The 15,963-nt window shown below is 45.5% G+C and carries 11 protein-coding genes; 4 read left to right on the forward strand and 7 right to left on the reverse strand.

From position 1 onward, the window contains the following. The first annotated feature begins 11 nt into the window (after positions 1-11). Positions 12-2,303: a DNA internalization-related competence protein ComEC/Rec2 gene (locus MIS45_RS06055; RefSeq protein WP_249449872.1), complete on the forward strand. Its 2,292-nt coding sequence runs from the start codon at positions 12-14 to the stop codon at positions 2,301-2,303. Here the strand turns inward: MIS45_RS06055 and MIS45_RS06060 are convergent. The 7 genes from MIS45_RS06060 to MIS45_RS06090 all read right to left on the reverse strand — a co-directional run bounded on the left by MIS45_RS06060 (position 2,291) and on the right by MIS45_RS06090 (position 9,965). Then, complete coding sequence (locus MIS45_RS06060; protein ID WP_249449874.1) at positions 2,291-2,977, reverse strand: 16S rRNA pseudouridine(516) synthase; 687 nt, start codon at positions 2,975-2,977, stop codon at positions 2,291-2,293. The genes MIS45_RS06055 and MIS45_RS06060 overlap by 13 nt on opposite strands. Before the next feature lie 92 nt (positions 2,978-3,069). Next, positions 3,070-4,527 carry a sodium:proton antiporter gene (locus MIS45_RS06065; RefSeq protein ID WP_249441726.1) on the reverse strand — a complete coding sequence of 486 codons (1,458 nt, stop codon included), beginning with the start codon at positions 4,525-4,527 and terminating at the stop codon, positions 3,070-3,072. 252 nt (positions 4,528-4,779) lie between these two features. Beyond that, positions 4,780-5,808, reverse strand: a complete 1,029-nt coding sequence (gene trpD, locus MIS45_RS06070; protein WP_249449875.1) for an anthranilate phosphoribosyltransferase — start codon at positions 5,806-5,808, stop codon at positions 4,780-4,782. 118 nt (positions 5,809-5,926) lie between these two features. After that, the gene (gene tilS, locus MIS45_RS06075; protein ID WP_249449876.1) at positions 5,927-7,198 is read right to left on the reverse strand and encodes a tRNA lysidine(34) synthetase TilS; all 1,272 of its coding nucleotides are present in this window, start codon (positions 7,196-7,198) and stop codon (positions 5,927-5,929) included. Beyond that, positions 7,192-8,151 carry a tRNA pseudouridine(55) synthase TruB gene (gene truB, locus MIS45_RS06080; RefSeq protein ID WP_249449877.1) on the reverse strand — a complete coding sequence of 320 codons (960 nt, stop codon included), beginning with the start codon at positions 8,149-8,151 and terminating at the stop codon, positions 7,192-7,194. Before truB ends, tilS begins: the two co-directional genes overlap by 7 nt. A 205-nt stretch (positions 8,152-8,356) precedes the next feature. Next, the gene (locus MIS45_RS06085; RefSeq protein WP_249449878.1) at positions 8,357-9,448 is read right to left on the reverse strand and encodes an MBL fold metallo-hydrolase; all 1,092 of its coding nucleotides are present in this window, start codon (positions 9,446-9,448) and stop codon (positions 8,357-8,359) included. Between the two features lie 58 nt (positions 9,449-9,506). Further along, positions 9,507-9,965, reverse strand: a complete 459-nt coding sequence (locus MIS45_RS06090; protein ID WP_249447926.1) for a hypothetical protein — start codon at positions 9,963-9,965, stop codon at positions 9,507-9,509. 348 nt (positions 9,966-10,313) lie between these two features. On the opposite strand from MIS45_RS06090, the gene parC reads away from it, so the two are divergent. From parC to MIS45_RS06105, 3 genes are all read left to right on the forward strand, one after another. Continuing rightward, entirely contained in the window at positions 10,314-12,596 is a 2,283-nt protein-coding gene (gene parC / locus MIS45_RS06095) for a DNA topoisomerase IV subunit A (RefSeq protein WP_249449879.1), read from the forward strand. Positions 12,597-12,682: 86 nt separating this feature from the next. Further along, complete coding sequence (locus tag MIS45_RS06100) at positions 12,683-14,314, forward strand: sensor histidine kinase (protein ID WP_249445179.1); 1,632 nt, start codon at positions 12,683-12,685, stop codon at positions 14,312-14,314. After that, a complete protein-coding gene (locus MIS45_RS06105; RefSeq protein ID WP_249447815.1) occupies positions 14,301-15,956 on the forward strand; it encodes a sigma-54-dependent transcriptional regulator in 1,656 nt (551 codons plus the stop codon). Before MIS45_RS06100 ends, MIS45_RS06105 begins: the two co-directional genes overlap by 14 nt. Positions 15,957-15,963 lie beyond the last annotated feature (7 nt).

The following is a 15,963-nucleotide window of genomic DNA, read 5'->3' on the forward strand; positions in this document are numbered from 1 at the left end:
CAGCCTGAAATATGCCCATTAATTTACCCCTTTCTCTTGCCGCTTTTTGCGTGGGTGTCATCGCCAGTTTTGCCTTACCCATGCAAGGCATGGCATGGTTGTGGGGATTATTATTGATTGGTAGTGGTGCAAGTATCTGGATAACACGCAAATATCGTCCTCGTTATGTTCAGGCTGCCTTAACCATTTTTCTGTTTATTTTTGGCTTGATTTATGCCATTTTTCGCACCGATATGGCACTCAAAAATCATTATCCTGCCCACATCAATCCACCCACGCAATCGCTGACCGTAACCGTAATGGGTCTCCCCGAAACCGATTGGGACACAGGCAGAACGCGCTTTATCGGCAAAGCCACCACCACACAAGGCAAAACCTATCGCATTCAATTTCAAGATTATCATGGTACGGATTGGCAAGTCGGCGACACATGGCAATTCAATGCCAAAATCCGTGCTGCCATTGGCACGAGAAACCCTGTGGGATTTGACCGCGAAGCATGGGCATTGGCCAATCAAATAGACGGCATCGCATCGGTTTCCAAAAATCGTACAAAGCAGCCTGAAAAACATTCTACTTTATCGTTCAATCAATTACGTCAAAAAACCATCATGCATTGGCAAGCTGCTGCACACGATTATCCCAATGGTGCGGGTTTGATGACTGCGCTGGCGGTGGGTAATAAAAGTGGATTATCTTATGAAACATGGGCAGCTTTGCGTCCACTTGGTTTGCATCATCTTATCAGCATTTCGGGCTTACACATTGGCATAGTAGGCATTTTTGCTGCATGGATAGCCAAGCAAATCATGAGTTTATTGCCATTCATCCCCAGTCGTCCGCGCGTATGGACACTCATCATTGGTGCAATCGCCGCTTTGTTTTACACAGGCTTGGCAGGTTTTAATATTCCCACATTGCGTAGTCTCATCATGCTGACCGTATTTGCAGTAACATGGATAACACGCGGCACAATTGGTACATGGCGCACATGGTGGATTGCTATGGCAGCTGTTTTATTGTATCAACCCACCGCCACGCTTGCGATAGGATTTTGGTTTTCATTTGGCTTGGTCGGTACATTGATTTGGGCGTGTGCTTTCAGGCTGCCTGAAAAAGAAACATTACGTATTTATCGTTATTTTTATTTATTAAAACAAACAATTATCGCGCAATGGGCGGTTACTTTAATGAGTGGCATAATTACCATTTACGCCTTTGGTTTATTACCCATTTTTTCGCCTCTTGCCAATGCGATTGCCATTCCATTATTTACTTGCTTACTCGTGCCAATCGCACTTCTCTCATCGCTGTTACCTTTTGATTTTTTAAAATATTTTGCCGCTTATTTGGGCGAATGCACCGTTTCCGCGTTAGTGTATTGGGGCAATCAGCTGCCTGAATTATCTTTTGCTCACGCGCCTGTTTCTTTGTTGATACTTGCCCTATCGGGCGCACTTTTTCTGTTATTGCCCAATGGTTTACGCATCAAACCACTAGCCTGTTGCGCGATTGCCGTATTTGCCTTATATCGCCCTGCCCCACCATCAGGCAGCCTGAAAATAACCGTGTGGGACGTGGGACAAGGTTTATCCGTGTTGCTGCAAACACCCACGCGCACGGTTTTATTTGACACAGGCACACCAGCAGCAGAATTGGCTTTACTCCCGAATTTACGCGCCGCCAATGTGCGCCATATAGACAGACTGATTGTGTCGCACCATGATAACGACCATGACGGCGGTTTAGCTGCCGTGCAAAAAAATATTTCTATCGGACAATTAGATGCAGGGCAGCCTGAATTTTATGCTGATGCAACACATTGTTCTGCTGGAAAAAAATGGCAATACGATGATGTATTATTTGAATATTTAACGCCCACACCGCAAGCCGAAAAAGACAATGACCGCAGTTGCGTTTTGCGCGTTTCCAGCGGCAAACACGCATTGTTGATAACAGGCGATTTGGGGCAACATGGCGAAATGCAATTAGTAGAAAAATATGGCAAAAATCTATCCAGCGATGTGTTTGTATTAGGACATCACGGCAGTACCAGCAGTAATTCCACTTTGCTACTCAATACTTTATCGCCCAAAATCGCCATTGCCAGCAGTGGTTTTGCTAACGCCTTTCGCCACCCAACACCCACCGTACAACGCCGACTTGCCGACCGCGATATTCAACTCTGGCGCACCGATTTGCAAGGTGCGATACACGTTTCATTGGATAAACAAGGTTTTCAGGCTGCCCCTTTGGTAAAACAATCGTTTTGGTGGCAGAAAAAACCGTTTTATTCTGGTTGAATAAATCGCCATTCGCCTTGTTCTAAATCTTGTGTATTCCAGTTGCCGAAACGTTCGCGGTGTAGGTGTACAACACGATTCCCTGCGGCAGCCACCATGCGTTTTACCTGATGATATTTGCCTTCGTTGATGGTTAAAATCAATGTGTATTCATCGCGTAAAATGGCTTCTTGCGCAGCAACTGTTTCATTATCATCATGCAATAAAACACCGTTTTTCAGGCTGCTGCATAGGGTTTCATCAGCAGCATGTTTCAGGGTTACACGGTAAATTTTGCTGATTTTGTATTTGGGCGAAGTCATGCGATGATTGAATTGCCCATCGTTGGTTATCAGTAAAACGCCTGTGGTATCTGCATCTAAACGTCCAATTGCTTGAATATCAGCGGCACGAACTTGGTCGGGTAGCAGTGAAAATACGCTGGGATAATCACGCGGTTTGTGTGAAGTTTCATAATTGGCAGGCTTGTTGAGCAAAATATAGAAATACGGTAGCGGAATAACAATGGCTTCTTCGCCGTCAATGTGTAGAGTTTGGATGTTTTCAGGCTGCACTTCGGTTTTTTCGTTGTTGCAGATGATTTGATTAATTTCAACTAAATCGTTTTTAATTAACCATGCACATTCTTTGCGCGTACCAATGCCTTGCGCTTGAAGATATTTGAGTAAATTCATAGTGGATAGTTTGTAAAATATTTCCAGGCTGCATTGTAATACAAAAGGCAGTCTGAAAACTTTTCAGGCTGCCTTTTTATTTTTAATTTAGATTACAGTATTTTGAATACAAAGAAAATCAAAGTATGCAAAATAAATAATGGTACAAGAATACCAAAAGACCATGCCATGTAACCAAAGAAAGTTGGCATTTTCACATTACGTTGTTCAGCAATGGCTTTGACCATGAAGTTTGGTGCGTTACCAATGTAGCTTAATGCGCCCATAAATACAGAACCCATAGAAATAGCCAGTAAGGTATGGAACAATTCGCCTCGCATTAAGACATTTGGGTCGCCACCTGCCATATTGAAGAATACTAGATACGTTGGTGCATTATCCAAAAAGGCTGATAGCAAGCCAGTCATCCAGAAATACATGGAATTGATGGGTTGTCCTGCACTATCGTGTACCAAAGCAATCAAACTAGCAAATGCCCCTTTTTCGCCCGCTTGCAAAATGGCGAGTACAGGAGAAATGGTAATGAAAATGCCCAAGAATAATTTGCCCACTTCGGCGATAGGGTCAAAGTTAAAATCATTACCTGCACGCACTTGTTTGGGAGTGATTTTTAACGATACCGCAGTTAGGATAAGGAAAATAATGTCGCGTACCAAATTTTGCAATGCGTAATTGGTACCCAAAATATCAAAACCTGCGTGATTGGGTTTCCAAATGCCCGACATTAACACGGCTGCAACCACGCCAACCAACAACAAGAAATTCCATTTGCCGTAGATTTTGATGCCGTCAATTTCTTCAAAAAAATCATGTGCAGCAGGTTTGCTATCGGGTGTTGGGTCTTTTGGCAAAACTTCGCCTGCTTGTTTGTAGTAGTGGCTATCCAGCAAATAAAATGCGATGAGCAACACAATGGTGGAAATCAGTACGGGCAGGAACATATGAGTAACTGTCCACATGAAGTCCACGCCTTTTAAGAAACCCAAGAATAAGGGAGGGTCGCCAAGTGGTGTTAAACCGCCGCCAATATTTGCTACCAAGAAAATGAAGAATACAACCACATGAACCTTATGTTTACGGTTATCATTGGCACGCAATAAAGGACGAATCAGCAGCATGGCAGCGCCTGTTGTTCCCATGATGGAGGCGAGCAATGTACCAATAGCGAGTAAGGTGGTATTGAGTTTGGCAGAACCATGCAAGTTTCCCCATACTAAAATTCCACCAGAAATGGTATACAAAGCCAGCAACAGTAAAATAAAGGGGATGTATTCTCCAACCAGTGCATGTGCAATGGTGTGAATACTTTGCCCCATACCGAATGCGATGGTAAAGGGAATCAAAAATAGCAATGTCCAACCTGCGGTGATTTTGCCAAAATGGTGATGCCATGTGTGTGCAAACAGCAACGGTCCTGTCGCAATAGACAATAAAATCAGGGCAAAAGGAATACCCCAAGCTAAACTGAGTTCTGCTCCATTCAAGTCTGCTGCGTTAGCAAACATGGGCAGAGACAACAAGGGCAGTAATGCAATATGTTTAAAGCGCATGCTTTATCCTTATCGTTAAGTTAATGAAAAGATAAGGCAGCCTAAAAATGGGACATTTTTTCGGCTGCTGTATCGGAATGGCTTGATTGTAAGAAAAAAATACGCATTTGGAAAGGTTTAGATGATTTTTTTGATATTAAAAGGCAGCCTGAAAACAAGATAATTTGTTTTTCAGGCTGCCTTTTTCGGTATTTTTTGTTTCAAAATAGCGCAAAATATATTTTTCAGGCTGCCTGAAAAAATCATCACATTTTATTTTGCCTGTGTTGCCGCAATCAACGCTTGTTGTTTCGCTTTTGCCTTGCCGCTATCCAATGCTTCACGCGCCGCATCCAAACCTGCTTTCAGGCTACCAACCACATTGCCTGCATACAAACACGCCGCCGCGTTCAACAACACAATATCACGCGCCGCACCTTGCGCTTCGCCACTCAATACCGCATTAACCAAAGCCAAAGATTGCGCTGCATTGTCCACGCGAATTTCGTCCAAATTGGCATAGACAGGCAAACCAAACTCTTCTGGATGAATATCGTATTCGCGCACCCAACCTTCGCGCAATTCAGCAATACGTGTTTTACCCGTAACTGTGATTTCGTCCAAACCATCGCTGCCGTGTACCACCAAAGCGTGTTCCGAACCCAATTGTTGCAATACGCGCGACAAAATCCCGCATAAATCCACATGAAACACGCCAATCAATTGATTTTTCGCGCCAGCAGGATTGGTCATGGGACCCAAAATATTGAAAATGGTGCGAAAGCCCAATAATTTACGCACAGGCGCAACATGGCGCATCGCCGAATGATGTTGTTGCGCGAACATAAAACCCAAGCCCAATTCGTCAATATGTTGCGCGATGTGTTCGGGCGATAATGCCAAATTCACGCCCATTGCTTCCAACACGTCCGCCGCACCGCTGGACGATGAAACCGAACGACCGCCGTGTTTCGCCACTTTTGCCCCTGCTGCCGCTGCCACAAACATCGCAGTCGTGGAAATATTAAAGGTTTTTGCGCCATCGCCGCCTGTGCCGACAATATCCACCACGCTTGATGTATCGCTCACGGGAACTTGGGTGGCAAATTCGCGCATCACGCTTGCTGCCGCTGCAATTTCCGATACGGTTTCTACTTTAATTCGCAAGCCGACCAAAATCCCAGCAATCTGTTCGGGTGGCACTTCACCACGCATGATTTGGCGCATTAAATCTTGCATTTCATCATAAAACAATTCGTTATTATCAATTAAACGTGCGAGTGCTTGTTGTGGCGTAATCATGATGTCTTTCCTTTATGGTTAAAATAATGAATTTTCAGGCTGCATACCAATAAGGCAGCCTGAAAACAAAGATTGTAGCAGGAAACCAGCGTAGTAATGGTATTTTAGCCAACTATATTTAGGCAGCCTGAAAACCCAACAAATCATCGTGCCACAATATTGCCCCTTGCAAACACGCATCGCTGCGAATATTCGCCACCGCCACACACACGCCATCGCTGTCCACCGCCACCGCCCATTTTTCGCGTGCAAATGGCGGCACACCCGCTTCTTGCAAAATTTGCCACACCGATTTGCTCCTGCTTTGCATACGCATCACATCATCACGCTGCGCCGCACGAATGCAGCCTGAAAATTCAGGTGCATCGCCACGCCATGTTAAGCCCATTTCCAACGCAATATTTTTCAGGCTGCCTCTTCCCATACGCTGTGTCCATGTCCAATCATTGGCAAAATCATGTCGCACAGGAAACAACACACCACGATACAACACCGCTTGTCCATGAGGCAGCGACCATTGCGCGTTTGCATCTGTTTCACGCAATACCCGCGCAAAATCCTGCACACTCGCACGGCGTGGCGTACCCAAATCATGCCGTTGTGCAAATTCACGCAACATTTGCTTTTGTCGCGTTTGTGGCAGCCTGAACCACGCCGCACGCGAAAATTGCCCTGTTGCAGCGTGCAAATCTGCCCAATCCTGCGCGATGATTTCGTCCAATAATGCCAATTCATCTTGCAATAATGCGATGCTGGCGAGCAAATGTTTGTCATATTGTGGCACACGTTGCGCGATTTCAGGCTGCATACTGTGTCGCACCCAATTGCGCAACAAACTGGGGTCATCATTGCTGGCATCGTGGACATAATTGAGCCGATTTTGCGCGGCGTAATCTTCAATATCGGCGCGCGAAAACGACAATAAAGGTCGCCATAATGTGATGCGTTCATTGAGTGCGCGTTCGCTGGGCATGGCTGCCAAAGCGCGTAATCCGCCACCACGCAAAGCCGCCAGCCAAAAGGTTTCCAGTTGGTCATCACGATGATGTGCCAATGCGATTTTGTCGCAGTTTTGTTGGGCATACACGGCATATCGTGCAGCGCGGGCAGCGGCTTCTATGCCCTGCTTTTTAGGATTGAGCTGCACACGTTCAGCGGAAAAATCCACGCGCCAATCTTGGCAGATTTGCTGACAAAATCGCAGCCAATCATCGGCGTGGGGGCTTAATCCATGATGAACATGAACGGCGGCAAGTGCGCCAATTTTGCCGTGTGCGCGTGCTTGTGTCAGCAAATGCAGCAAGACAATGGAATCTGCGCCGCCGCTGAATCCGACACAAATTTTTTGTTGGCGTAAATCGGGGAGTTGGGAGAGAAAGGTTTTCAACATGATGATGTGTTTTTCTGACAATCTGAAACCATTTTCCTACTCGTATTCATCAAACGCAATGCTTTCAAACAATGATGGTGGCTAAAATATTCCACCAAACCGACAAATTCCCCCGTCAAATCATACGCCCGAATCGGCGCATTGCTTTTCAGGCTGCCTGAAACATCGTGAAACATCGCCGCTTGCCCAAAACGCAATTTCCGCGCCGTCTCATCGTCCAAATCCACACGCGGCAAATGCTGTACCAGCACATCACAAGGCAACAGCACACCATCGCGTTCACTTTCGGACAATGCCGCCAATGCATCCAAAGTGTGCGTTTGTTCAATGCGAAAACCTGCTGTTTCTGTGCGTCGCAAAGCGGTTAAATGCGCGAATGTACCAATATGTTTGGCGATGTCTTCGCTTAAAGTGCGGATATACGTTCCCTTGCTACAACGCACGTCTATCACCGTTTTAGGTAAAGAAAATTCTTTTATTTCAATATCATAAATGGTAATTTCACGCGCTTTGCGTTCAATCACGATTCCCTTGCGGGCGTATTCATAAAGCGGTTTGCCTTCGTGTTTCAGCGCGGAAAACATGGGCGGCACTTGGCGAATTTCCCCCGTCAGCGCGGCGCAGGCTGCCTGAAATTCATCGCGTGAAATCTCGGCACGCGCCGTGTCTATGATTTCGCCTTCTGCGTCGCCTGTGGTGGTGGCTTCGCCCAATTTCAGCGTGGCGGTGTAGGCTTTGTCCGCGTCCAATAAATACTGCGCGAATTTGGTCGCTTCGCCAAAACACACGGGCAACAAGCCGCTCGCCAATGGGTCCAACACGCCCGTATGCCCTGCTTTTTCGGCGCAAAACAGTCGCCGTGCTTGTTGCAAAGCCGTGTTGCTGCTGATACCAACGGGTTTGTCTAATAATAAAACGCCGTTTAGGGCGCGTTTTTTGGTTTTTTCGTTCATATTTTCTTTCAGATGAGTTTGTTTTTAGGCAGCCTCACAGTACACGACAATTTTTTGAAATAATCATGAATCTGTTCCCTCCCCCACCCTAACCCTCCCCCGCCAGCGTGGGAGGGGATAGATTTCAGGTTATATTAAAGATTTGTGTTGTGTACCATAAGGCAGCCTGAAAAGCGTTTTTTCTATTTTTCAGGCTACCTTAGGCTTATTTTACATCTTCCCACCAATTTCTCGTTGGCGTATTTTTATCAAATACTTGCCCGATAATCGGAGTCAGCATCGGCAATTGTTTTGCGGCGGATAAACGTGAACTTTCGCGCACAGGCTCGTCCCACGAATGCGTGGACAAGGGATACGCACCCCAATGAATCGGCATCCAGCGTTTGGCACGCACATCGGCAACCGCTTGCACCGTTTGTTCAGGCAGCATATGGTTATCCAGCCACAATGTGTTGTATTGCCCATTTTCCATAAATGCCAAATCAAATCCACCAAATTTTTTGCCCAACTCGGCAAAATGTGGCGCATACGAACTGTCGCCCGAAAAATAAATTTTCTCATGTGGCGTTTGAAACACCCAGCCTGCCCACAGCGATTTTTTCGCATCAAACGCGGAACGTGAAGCATCGTGTCGCGCAGGCACAGCAATCATTTGTGTGCCAAAATAATCTACCGATTGCCACCAGTCGCGTTCCTGAATTTTTTCAGGCTGCACACCCCATTTGCGTAAATAGGCACCCAATCCAAGTGGGGTTAAATATTGGATTTCTGGGCGATTTTGCGCGAAATAACGCACTACTTGGCTATCCAAATGGTCGTAATGCGCGTGGCTGTACACAACTAAATCAATCGGCGGCAAGGCTTCCAAAGCGACAGGCGGTGGCTGAAATCGGTGCATCATCAAGCCAATCGGCGATGGCGTATTGTCGTACACAGGGTCAATTAAAATATTTTTGCCGTTGAGACGCATCAACAAAGTGGAATGCCCGAACCAAATAAATTTGGCGGTGCGACTGGGCGCGTAAAAGGCTTCCCAGTCGGGTTTTTGCATCGGCAAGGGGCGCGGTGGGTGGTATTGTTTTTCTTGTAGCATCATGCGCACGAGTGCGCCGATTGTGCCATTTTCGGGTTTGCGACTGGGAGGCGTGTTGAAAAATTCGCCTGTTGTGGGATTGTAGTGGTCGCTGGCAGGATATTTGGGGAACGATACATACACGGCTGCGGCGTATATTGCAAAACAGGTCAATAATACTGCAGGAATCCAAAAGCGTTTTTTGCGGAAAAAAGTGCGTTTCATGTGTTACTCAATCGTATAGGCAGCCTGAAAAATGTTTTCAGGCTGCCTTTATTGGGATTTATTGCTCCATACCATTAAAAATCAACTCATTATCTTCTTCCAAAGACAATTCAGCAAACCAATCGCCCATACTACCATCGGCTGCGGCAAGCGCGAAATCGCAAAAAATTTCCTGCTCACTTTCTATAAAAAACGCGCAATACAAAGGATAAATTTCCTGTTCTATTTGGCTGCGTTCAGCTTTCAGGCAGCCTGAAAATTCAGATTCAGCAAATGCTACGTCCAAAATCTCGGCGCGATGTTGATTGAGCCACGTCAATTTGTCGGATAATTTTTGCAGTACGGGTACGATATTGTCATCATTCAAATCAGCATGCGCAAATTCCATAATAAAAGTGCAATCGTGATATCCCCACAAAGTGCATGCGCCTTCTACTGCTTCGATGGTGTCGGTTTCCAAATAATTGACACTGGTAATGTGTTGGCTAATTAAAGCGTGTAAATGGTCTTGTTTCATGTTATTTCTCTAAAATTAAGAACCTGTGTTCGTAAGATTGATGGCTTGATTTTATTGTCAATTCATGCGAATACAAGGCGGCTTCCCACGCCAATATTGAACATATTGGCGTGGGAAGCCAACGCAGTAGTCGTATGAAGTGGCGATAAAAGCAAACTATTAAGATTATGAACACGGGTTCTAAGTTTTTCAGGCTGCATTGATTAAATAAATTAAGTTTATTTTAAAGCAGCCTGAAAAGTTTATCATCTAATTTATTTTAATAAGGCAGCCTGAAAACCATGACCATATTTTCAGGCTGCCTATCTTTCGTTTAAAATACACCATTAACCAGCTATTTTTTATCACATGACTTACATTTCCGATACCCTAGATTTAGCCCCCTACGCCGAACGAGCCTACCTAGAATACGCCATGAGCGTGGTCAAAGGACGCGCCCTGCCAGCCGTGCAAGACGGACAAAAACCCGTTCAACGCCGCATTTTGTATGCCATGAAAGACATGGGCTTGACACACGGCAGCAAACCCGTCAAATCCGCGCGTGTGGTGGGCGAAATTTTGGGTAAATACCACCCACATGGCGACAGTTCCGCCTACGAAGCCATGGTACGCATGGCGCAAGATTTCACATTGCGCTACCCCTTGATTGACGGTGTGGGCAATTTCGGCTCACGCGACGGCGATGGCGCGGCAGCCATGCGCTACACCGAAGCGCGTTTGACCACGATTGCCGAACTTTTGTTGTCGGAAATTCAACAGGGTACGGTGGATTTTGTGCCGAATTACGATGGTGCGTTTGACGAGCCAACTTCGCTGCCTGCGCGTTTGCCCATGGTTTTGCTCAATGGCGCGAGTGGCATCGCGGTGGGCATGGCGACCGATATTCCGTCCCACAATCTCAATGAAATCACGCAGGCTGCCATTGCCTTGCTCAAAAAGCCCGATTTGGAAGTGGCTGATTTAATGGCGTTTGTGCCAGCACCCGATTTTGCTGGTGGCGGACACATCATTTCATCGCCCAAAGATTTGCGCCAAATCTACGAAACAGGCAAAGGCAGCCTGCGCGTTCGGGCGCGTTACGAAGTGGAAAAATTGGCGCGTGGACAATGGCGCGTGATTGTGAACGAATTGCCGCCCAGCACATCGTCAGCCAAAATTTTGGCGGAAATTGAAGAGCAAACCAATCCCAAAGTCAAAACTGGTAAAAAAAATCTGTCGCAAGAACAACTGAATACCAAAAAATTGATGTTGGATTTGCTGGAAAAAGTGCGCGATGAAAGCGACAGCGAAAACCCCGTGCGCTTGGTGTTTGAGCCAAAATCCAGCCGCGTTGAACCCGAACATTTCATCAACACGCTGATGGCGCAAACCAGTTTGGAAGGCAATGTGTCGGTCAATCTCGTGATGATGGGCATGGACAATCGCCCCGCGCAAAAAAATCTGAAAACCATTTTGCAAGAATGGCTGGACTACCGCGTGATGACGGTAACGCGCCGTTTGCAACACCGTTTGGACACGGTAGAAAAGCGCATTCACATTTTAGAAGGTCGTCATATTGCGTTTTTAAATATTGACAAAGTCATTCGTGTGATACGCGAAGCCGATGAACCCAAAGCCGATTTAATGCGCCAATTTGGTTTAAGCGAAATGCAAGCGGAAGACATTTTGGAAATCCGTTTGCGCCAACTGGCACGTTTGGAAGGCATCAAATTACAAAAAGAATTGGACGAATTGCGCGAAGAAGCAGGCAGCCTGAAAAACCTATTGGGCGATGAAAACGAGAAAAAGAAATTCATCATCAAAGAATTGCAAGCCGACATGAAACAATTTGGCGACCCGCGCCGCACATTGGTGGAAGCCGCCGAACGCGCCACGCTTACACAAACCACAGCCGATGAGCCGATTACGCTGATTTTGTCGCAAAAAGGCTGGCTGCGCGCACGAGCAGGGCATGATGTGGATTTGGCGCAAATCACATTCAAAGAAGGCGATGATTTACAGCAGGTTTTGCCCACGCGCACCGTACAAACCGTGCTGGTGTGGGACAGTTTAGGACGCAGTTATAGTTTAAATCCTGCTGAAATCCCAAAGGGACGTGGCGACGGTGTGCCGATTGCGTCTTTGATTGATTTACAAAATGGAGCAACTGTCGTTGCATTATTGGCAGGGCAGCCTGAAAGCTATTATTTATTAGCCAATACAGGGGGATATGGCTTTATTGCTAAATTGGCAGATTTGCATTCTAAATTACGCATTGGCAAAACCGTGCTAACATTGGATGCTGATGAAACGGCATTGCCTCCGATCTTGATTGCGCCCGAATGCTTGATGCAGCCTGAAAACAAAATCGTGGTTGCAACAGCGCACCATCGCTTGTTGGCATTTAGCGTTACAGAAATGAAAATCATGGCGAAAGGACGTGGTTTACAGTTAATTCAGTTGCAAGATGATGATGCGGTTTCCTGTATTCAACTGATTGATACACCTGAATTATTACTGGAAATCATGGGTAAACGTGGTGGCAATCAAACTGAAAAAATATCGCTGACAGAAATTGACAGCAAACGTGGACGTAAAGGTAAATTACTGAATATTTCAGGCAGCCCGAAAAGTATTATCGCAATAAAATAATATGATGCAGTTATAGGTTTGGATATTTGCATCTGCCCCTACTCTATCTTTCAGTCTGCCTATCCATTGATTATTGAAAGAAAATTATGCCTTTTGAACCAATACACAATAATTACCAAGACTGGGAAGAACAAAGTCTGCGCATGATGAGTTTACTCAATATTGCGCGGATTTCCATTTTATTCTCGCTATTGATTTTTCTGGCTGTTATTCATAATATGAAAGAAGCAGCAACGACCATTGCCAGCACATATTCTCCTTTAGTACAAAATGAAGGTTTGTTACAAATTTGGTGCGGTGCCTATGGTTTTATCATCATGCTCAGCATTGCACGTCCAACATGGCAAAGGCAATCTGATAATAGCATTCCCAATGGTAGCGCATTGGTAGACATTACGATGATGGCAGTTTTAACAGGATTAGCAGGTGGCGTATCATCGGGTTTTGGTATTTTGGTTTTACCTTTTTTGGCAGCGGCTTGTGTACTGAGTTACGGTCGTTTTGCATTAGTGTATGCCAGTTATGCCACTTTATTAATTTTAGTAGATGTTTTTTGGAAATTTTTGCCATTTTCATCAGAAAATTTAAGCACCCATTTATCCTTGCTAACGGGGCAGCTATTATTAATTGCAGCGTGTTATATTGTCCCTGCACTCACATCATTTTCTGCCAGTTATTTGCTTCGTGCCGATGATTCTTTAAAACAACATCGCACAGCATACGAGCGAGTCAGCGCCATCAATAAAATCGTATTGAACCGCGTGCAAGAAACCGTTGTGGTACTGGACAAAGAAAGTCGCGTTTGGATGCACAATCGCCAAGCCAAACAACATTTTTCCCAGTTACAAGCAGGCGAAATTGCCCAATTTTTGCAGCCGTTGGTTACACGCTGGTGCCGTAAACCCAAACAAGCATTTGAAACCACGTTTGAAATCAATAATGCACTGATGCACATTCGTGCGATGCCCTTAATACAAGGTGAAAGTGAATTACTAACCCTGCTTATTCGTTCCGACAAAGAGCGTCAAATTGAAGCGCAAACAGTCAAACTAACCTCTTTGGGTTTGCTGACAGCAAACTTGGCGCATGAAATTCGTAATCCCTTATCTGCTATGCGTCAGTCCAATGGTTTACTCCTTGAAATGGCACAAGAAAACGATGATTTAATGATTGAACGACTCAGTGGCATCATAGAAAAAAACATCGCGCGGGTAGATAAAATGATTGAAGATGTATCGGCATTAAACAAAAGTGACCGTCGCCATCCTGAAGTCATTCACTTGATGAAATTTTGGATGGGCTTTGTACAAGAATTTCAAATGACACGCCCCGATGCCAAAGGCTGCCTGAAACTGGATATGTCAAAACAACGTTTTGAAGTTATATTTGACCCCATGCACTTACAACAAATTATCTGGAATTTGTGTAACAATGCTTGGCGACACAGCGAAAAGAAAAAAGAAAGCGTGATTGTGCGTGTGCGACCGCTTGGCGCTCACCATATTTCTTTACGCGTGTGGGACGATGGTCCTGGTGTAGCAGAAAATATGCAAGCACATTTATTTGAACCTTTTAACACCAACCAATCAGAAGGTACGGGATTGGGTTTATACGTTGCCCGCGAACTGGCGCATGCCAATAAAGGTGATTTGCGCTATATCCCTGAAGCCAAATCTTTTGAATTGATTTTACCGAGACACGATAATGAGCAAAAATAGCCTAAACCGCCCTGTTTTAGTAGTGGACGATGAAGCCGATATCCGCGATTTAATGGAAATGACCCTGATGAAAATGGGTTTATCGGTAGATACTGCCGAAGGTGTCAAAACCGCACTAAATAAACTCAATAGCAACAAATATTCATTGGTACTGACTGATATGCGTATGCCAGACGGCTCAGGTTTGGAGGTGGTGCAACACATTACCGAGAAAAATTTAGACGTTCCTGTTGCCGTGATTACCGCATTTGGTAGCGCAGACCAAGCTGTACAAGCCTTGAAAATTGGTGCATTTGATTATCTGCAAAAACCAATTACTTTGGCGCAACTGCGTACGCTGGTTAAATCTGCGATTAAAGTGCAAGAAGATACGTCTGCAGTTACACCTGCTCAAACTATATCTAAAAAAACTGAACCTGCATCTATTACACAGCCTGAAACAACTGCATCAAATTTTGATGTACCAGATTTGCCTCCAGCCAAGCCCAAAGCCACACCACAACGTGTTCAGGCTGCCCCCGCGACTAAATCTCGCACAGCAAAACCGCTTGAATCCACAGTTTCTTCGCGCGAAACACCTCCCATGCGCACACATTCAAATTCAGCACCACCGCTCACGGTAACCATGCCTCACGAGCCAATCTTAAAAACCGATGCAGATTTGCCTCGCTTACTGGGCGCATCGCCGCAAATTGAAACTGTGCGTAACCTCATCCGCAAACTCGCTCCTGCTAATGTACCCGTGTATATTTCAGGCGAAAGCGGTTCAGGTAAAGAGCAAGCCGCACGCAGTATTCACGAATTATCCGAACGCCGCGACAAACCATTTATCGCAGTAAACTGTGGTGCTATTCCCGAAAACCTGATGGAAAGCGAATTTTTTGGTTACAAAAAAGGCAGCTTTACAGGCGCAGACCAAGACCGACTCGGTTTTTTCCAGCACGCTAATGGTGGCACCTTATTTTTGGATGAAGTAGCTGATTTGCCACTTGCCATGCAAGTCAAATTATTGCGTGCCATTCAAGAAAAAGCCGTGCGCCGTATTGGCGATGCTCAAGAAGTAAAAGTAGATGTCCGCATCGTATCTGCCACGCACAAAAACCTTGCCGCATTGGTGGAAAGCGGTGCTTTCCGTCAAGACTTGTTTTATCGCTTGAACGTAGTAACGCTGAATATGCCTGCGCTGCGTGATATGCACGAAGATTTGGCAAACCTTATCCAACATTTATTGCGGAAACATCATGCAGGCTGCATTAGTATTACTCCTGCTGCACGCGAAGCCCTGTTGCGCTATAACTACCCCGGTAATTTCCGTGAACTGGAAAATATTTTGGAACGCGCCGTTGCTCTTGCCAGCAACAACACCATTGATGTGGACGATTTACAAATCAATATTGACCCACTCAATTCCGCACCAGCCATGCCCGAAGGCAGCGGACAACATCAAGTTGTTAATGGTTTACCCAATTTCCACATGGGCAGCACGCAAATTCAAGATTATTTGGACGATATTGAACGCCAAATTTTGGAATACGCGCTGCGTTTAACGCAAGGTAATCGCACCCAAGCTGCCAAAGTTTTGGGGATTAGTTTCCGTTCCATACGTTATCGTTTAGAACGCTTGAATATTGATTTGGAATAGTTTATTT

The organism is Wielerella bovis (assembly GCF_022354465.1).
Classification (GTDB): domain Bacteria; phylum Pseudomonadota; class Gammaproteobacteria; order Burkholderiales; family Neisseriaceae; genus Wielerella; species Wielerella bovis.

What these genes read in the sequence shown, in the direction of transcription:
- MIS45_RS06055 (WP_249449872.1), top strand. Translation starts at nt 12, where the DNA reads ATGCCCATTAATTTACCCCTTTCTCTTGCCGCTTTTTGCGTGGGTGTC.
- MIS45_RS06060 (WP_249449874.1), bottom strand. Translation starts at nt 2,977, where the DNA reads ATGAATTTACTCAAATATCTTCAAGCGCAAGGCATTGGTACGCGCAAA.
- MIS45_RS06065 (WP_249441726.1), bottom strand. Translation starts at nt 4,527, where the DNA reads ATGCGCTTTAAACATATTGCATTACTGCCCTTGTTGTCTCTGCCCATG.
- trpD (WP_249449875.1), bottom strand. Translation starts at nt 5,808, where the DNA reads ATGATTACGCCACAACAAGCACTCGCACGTTTAATTGATAATAACGAA.
- tilS (WP_249449876.1), bottom strand. Translation starts at nt 7,198, where the DNA reads ATGTTGAAAACCTTTCTCTCCCAACTCCCCGATTTACGCCAACAAAAA.
- truB (WP_249449877.1), bottom strand. Translation starts at nt 8,151, where the DNA reads ATGAACGAAAAAACCAAAAAACGCGCCCTAAACGGCGTTTTATTATTA.
- MIS45_RS06085 (WP_249449878.1), bottom strand. Translation starts at nt 9,448, where the DNA reads ATGAAACGCACTTTTTTCCGCAAAAAACGCTTTTGGATTCCTGCAGTA.
- MIS45_RS06090 (WP_249447926.1), bottom strand. Translation starts at nt 9,965, where the DNA reads ATGAAACAAGACCATTTACACGCTTTAATTAGCCAACACATTACCAGT.
- parC (WP_249449879.1), top strand. Translation starts at nt 10,314, where the DNA reads ATGACTTACATTTCCGATACCCTAGATTTAGCCCCCTACGCCGAACGA.
- MIS45_RS06100 (WP_249445179.1), top strand. Translation starts at nt 12,683, where the DNA reads ATGCCTTTTGAACCAATACACAATAATTACCAAGACTGGGAAGAACAA.
- MIS45_RS06105 (WP_249447815.1), top strand. Translation starts at nt 14,301, where the DNA reads ATGAGCAAAAATAGCCTAAACCGCCCTGTTTTAGTAGTGGACGATGAA.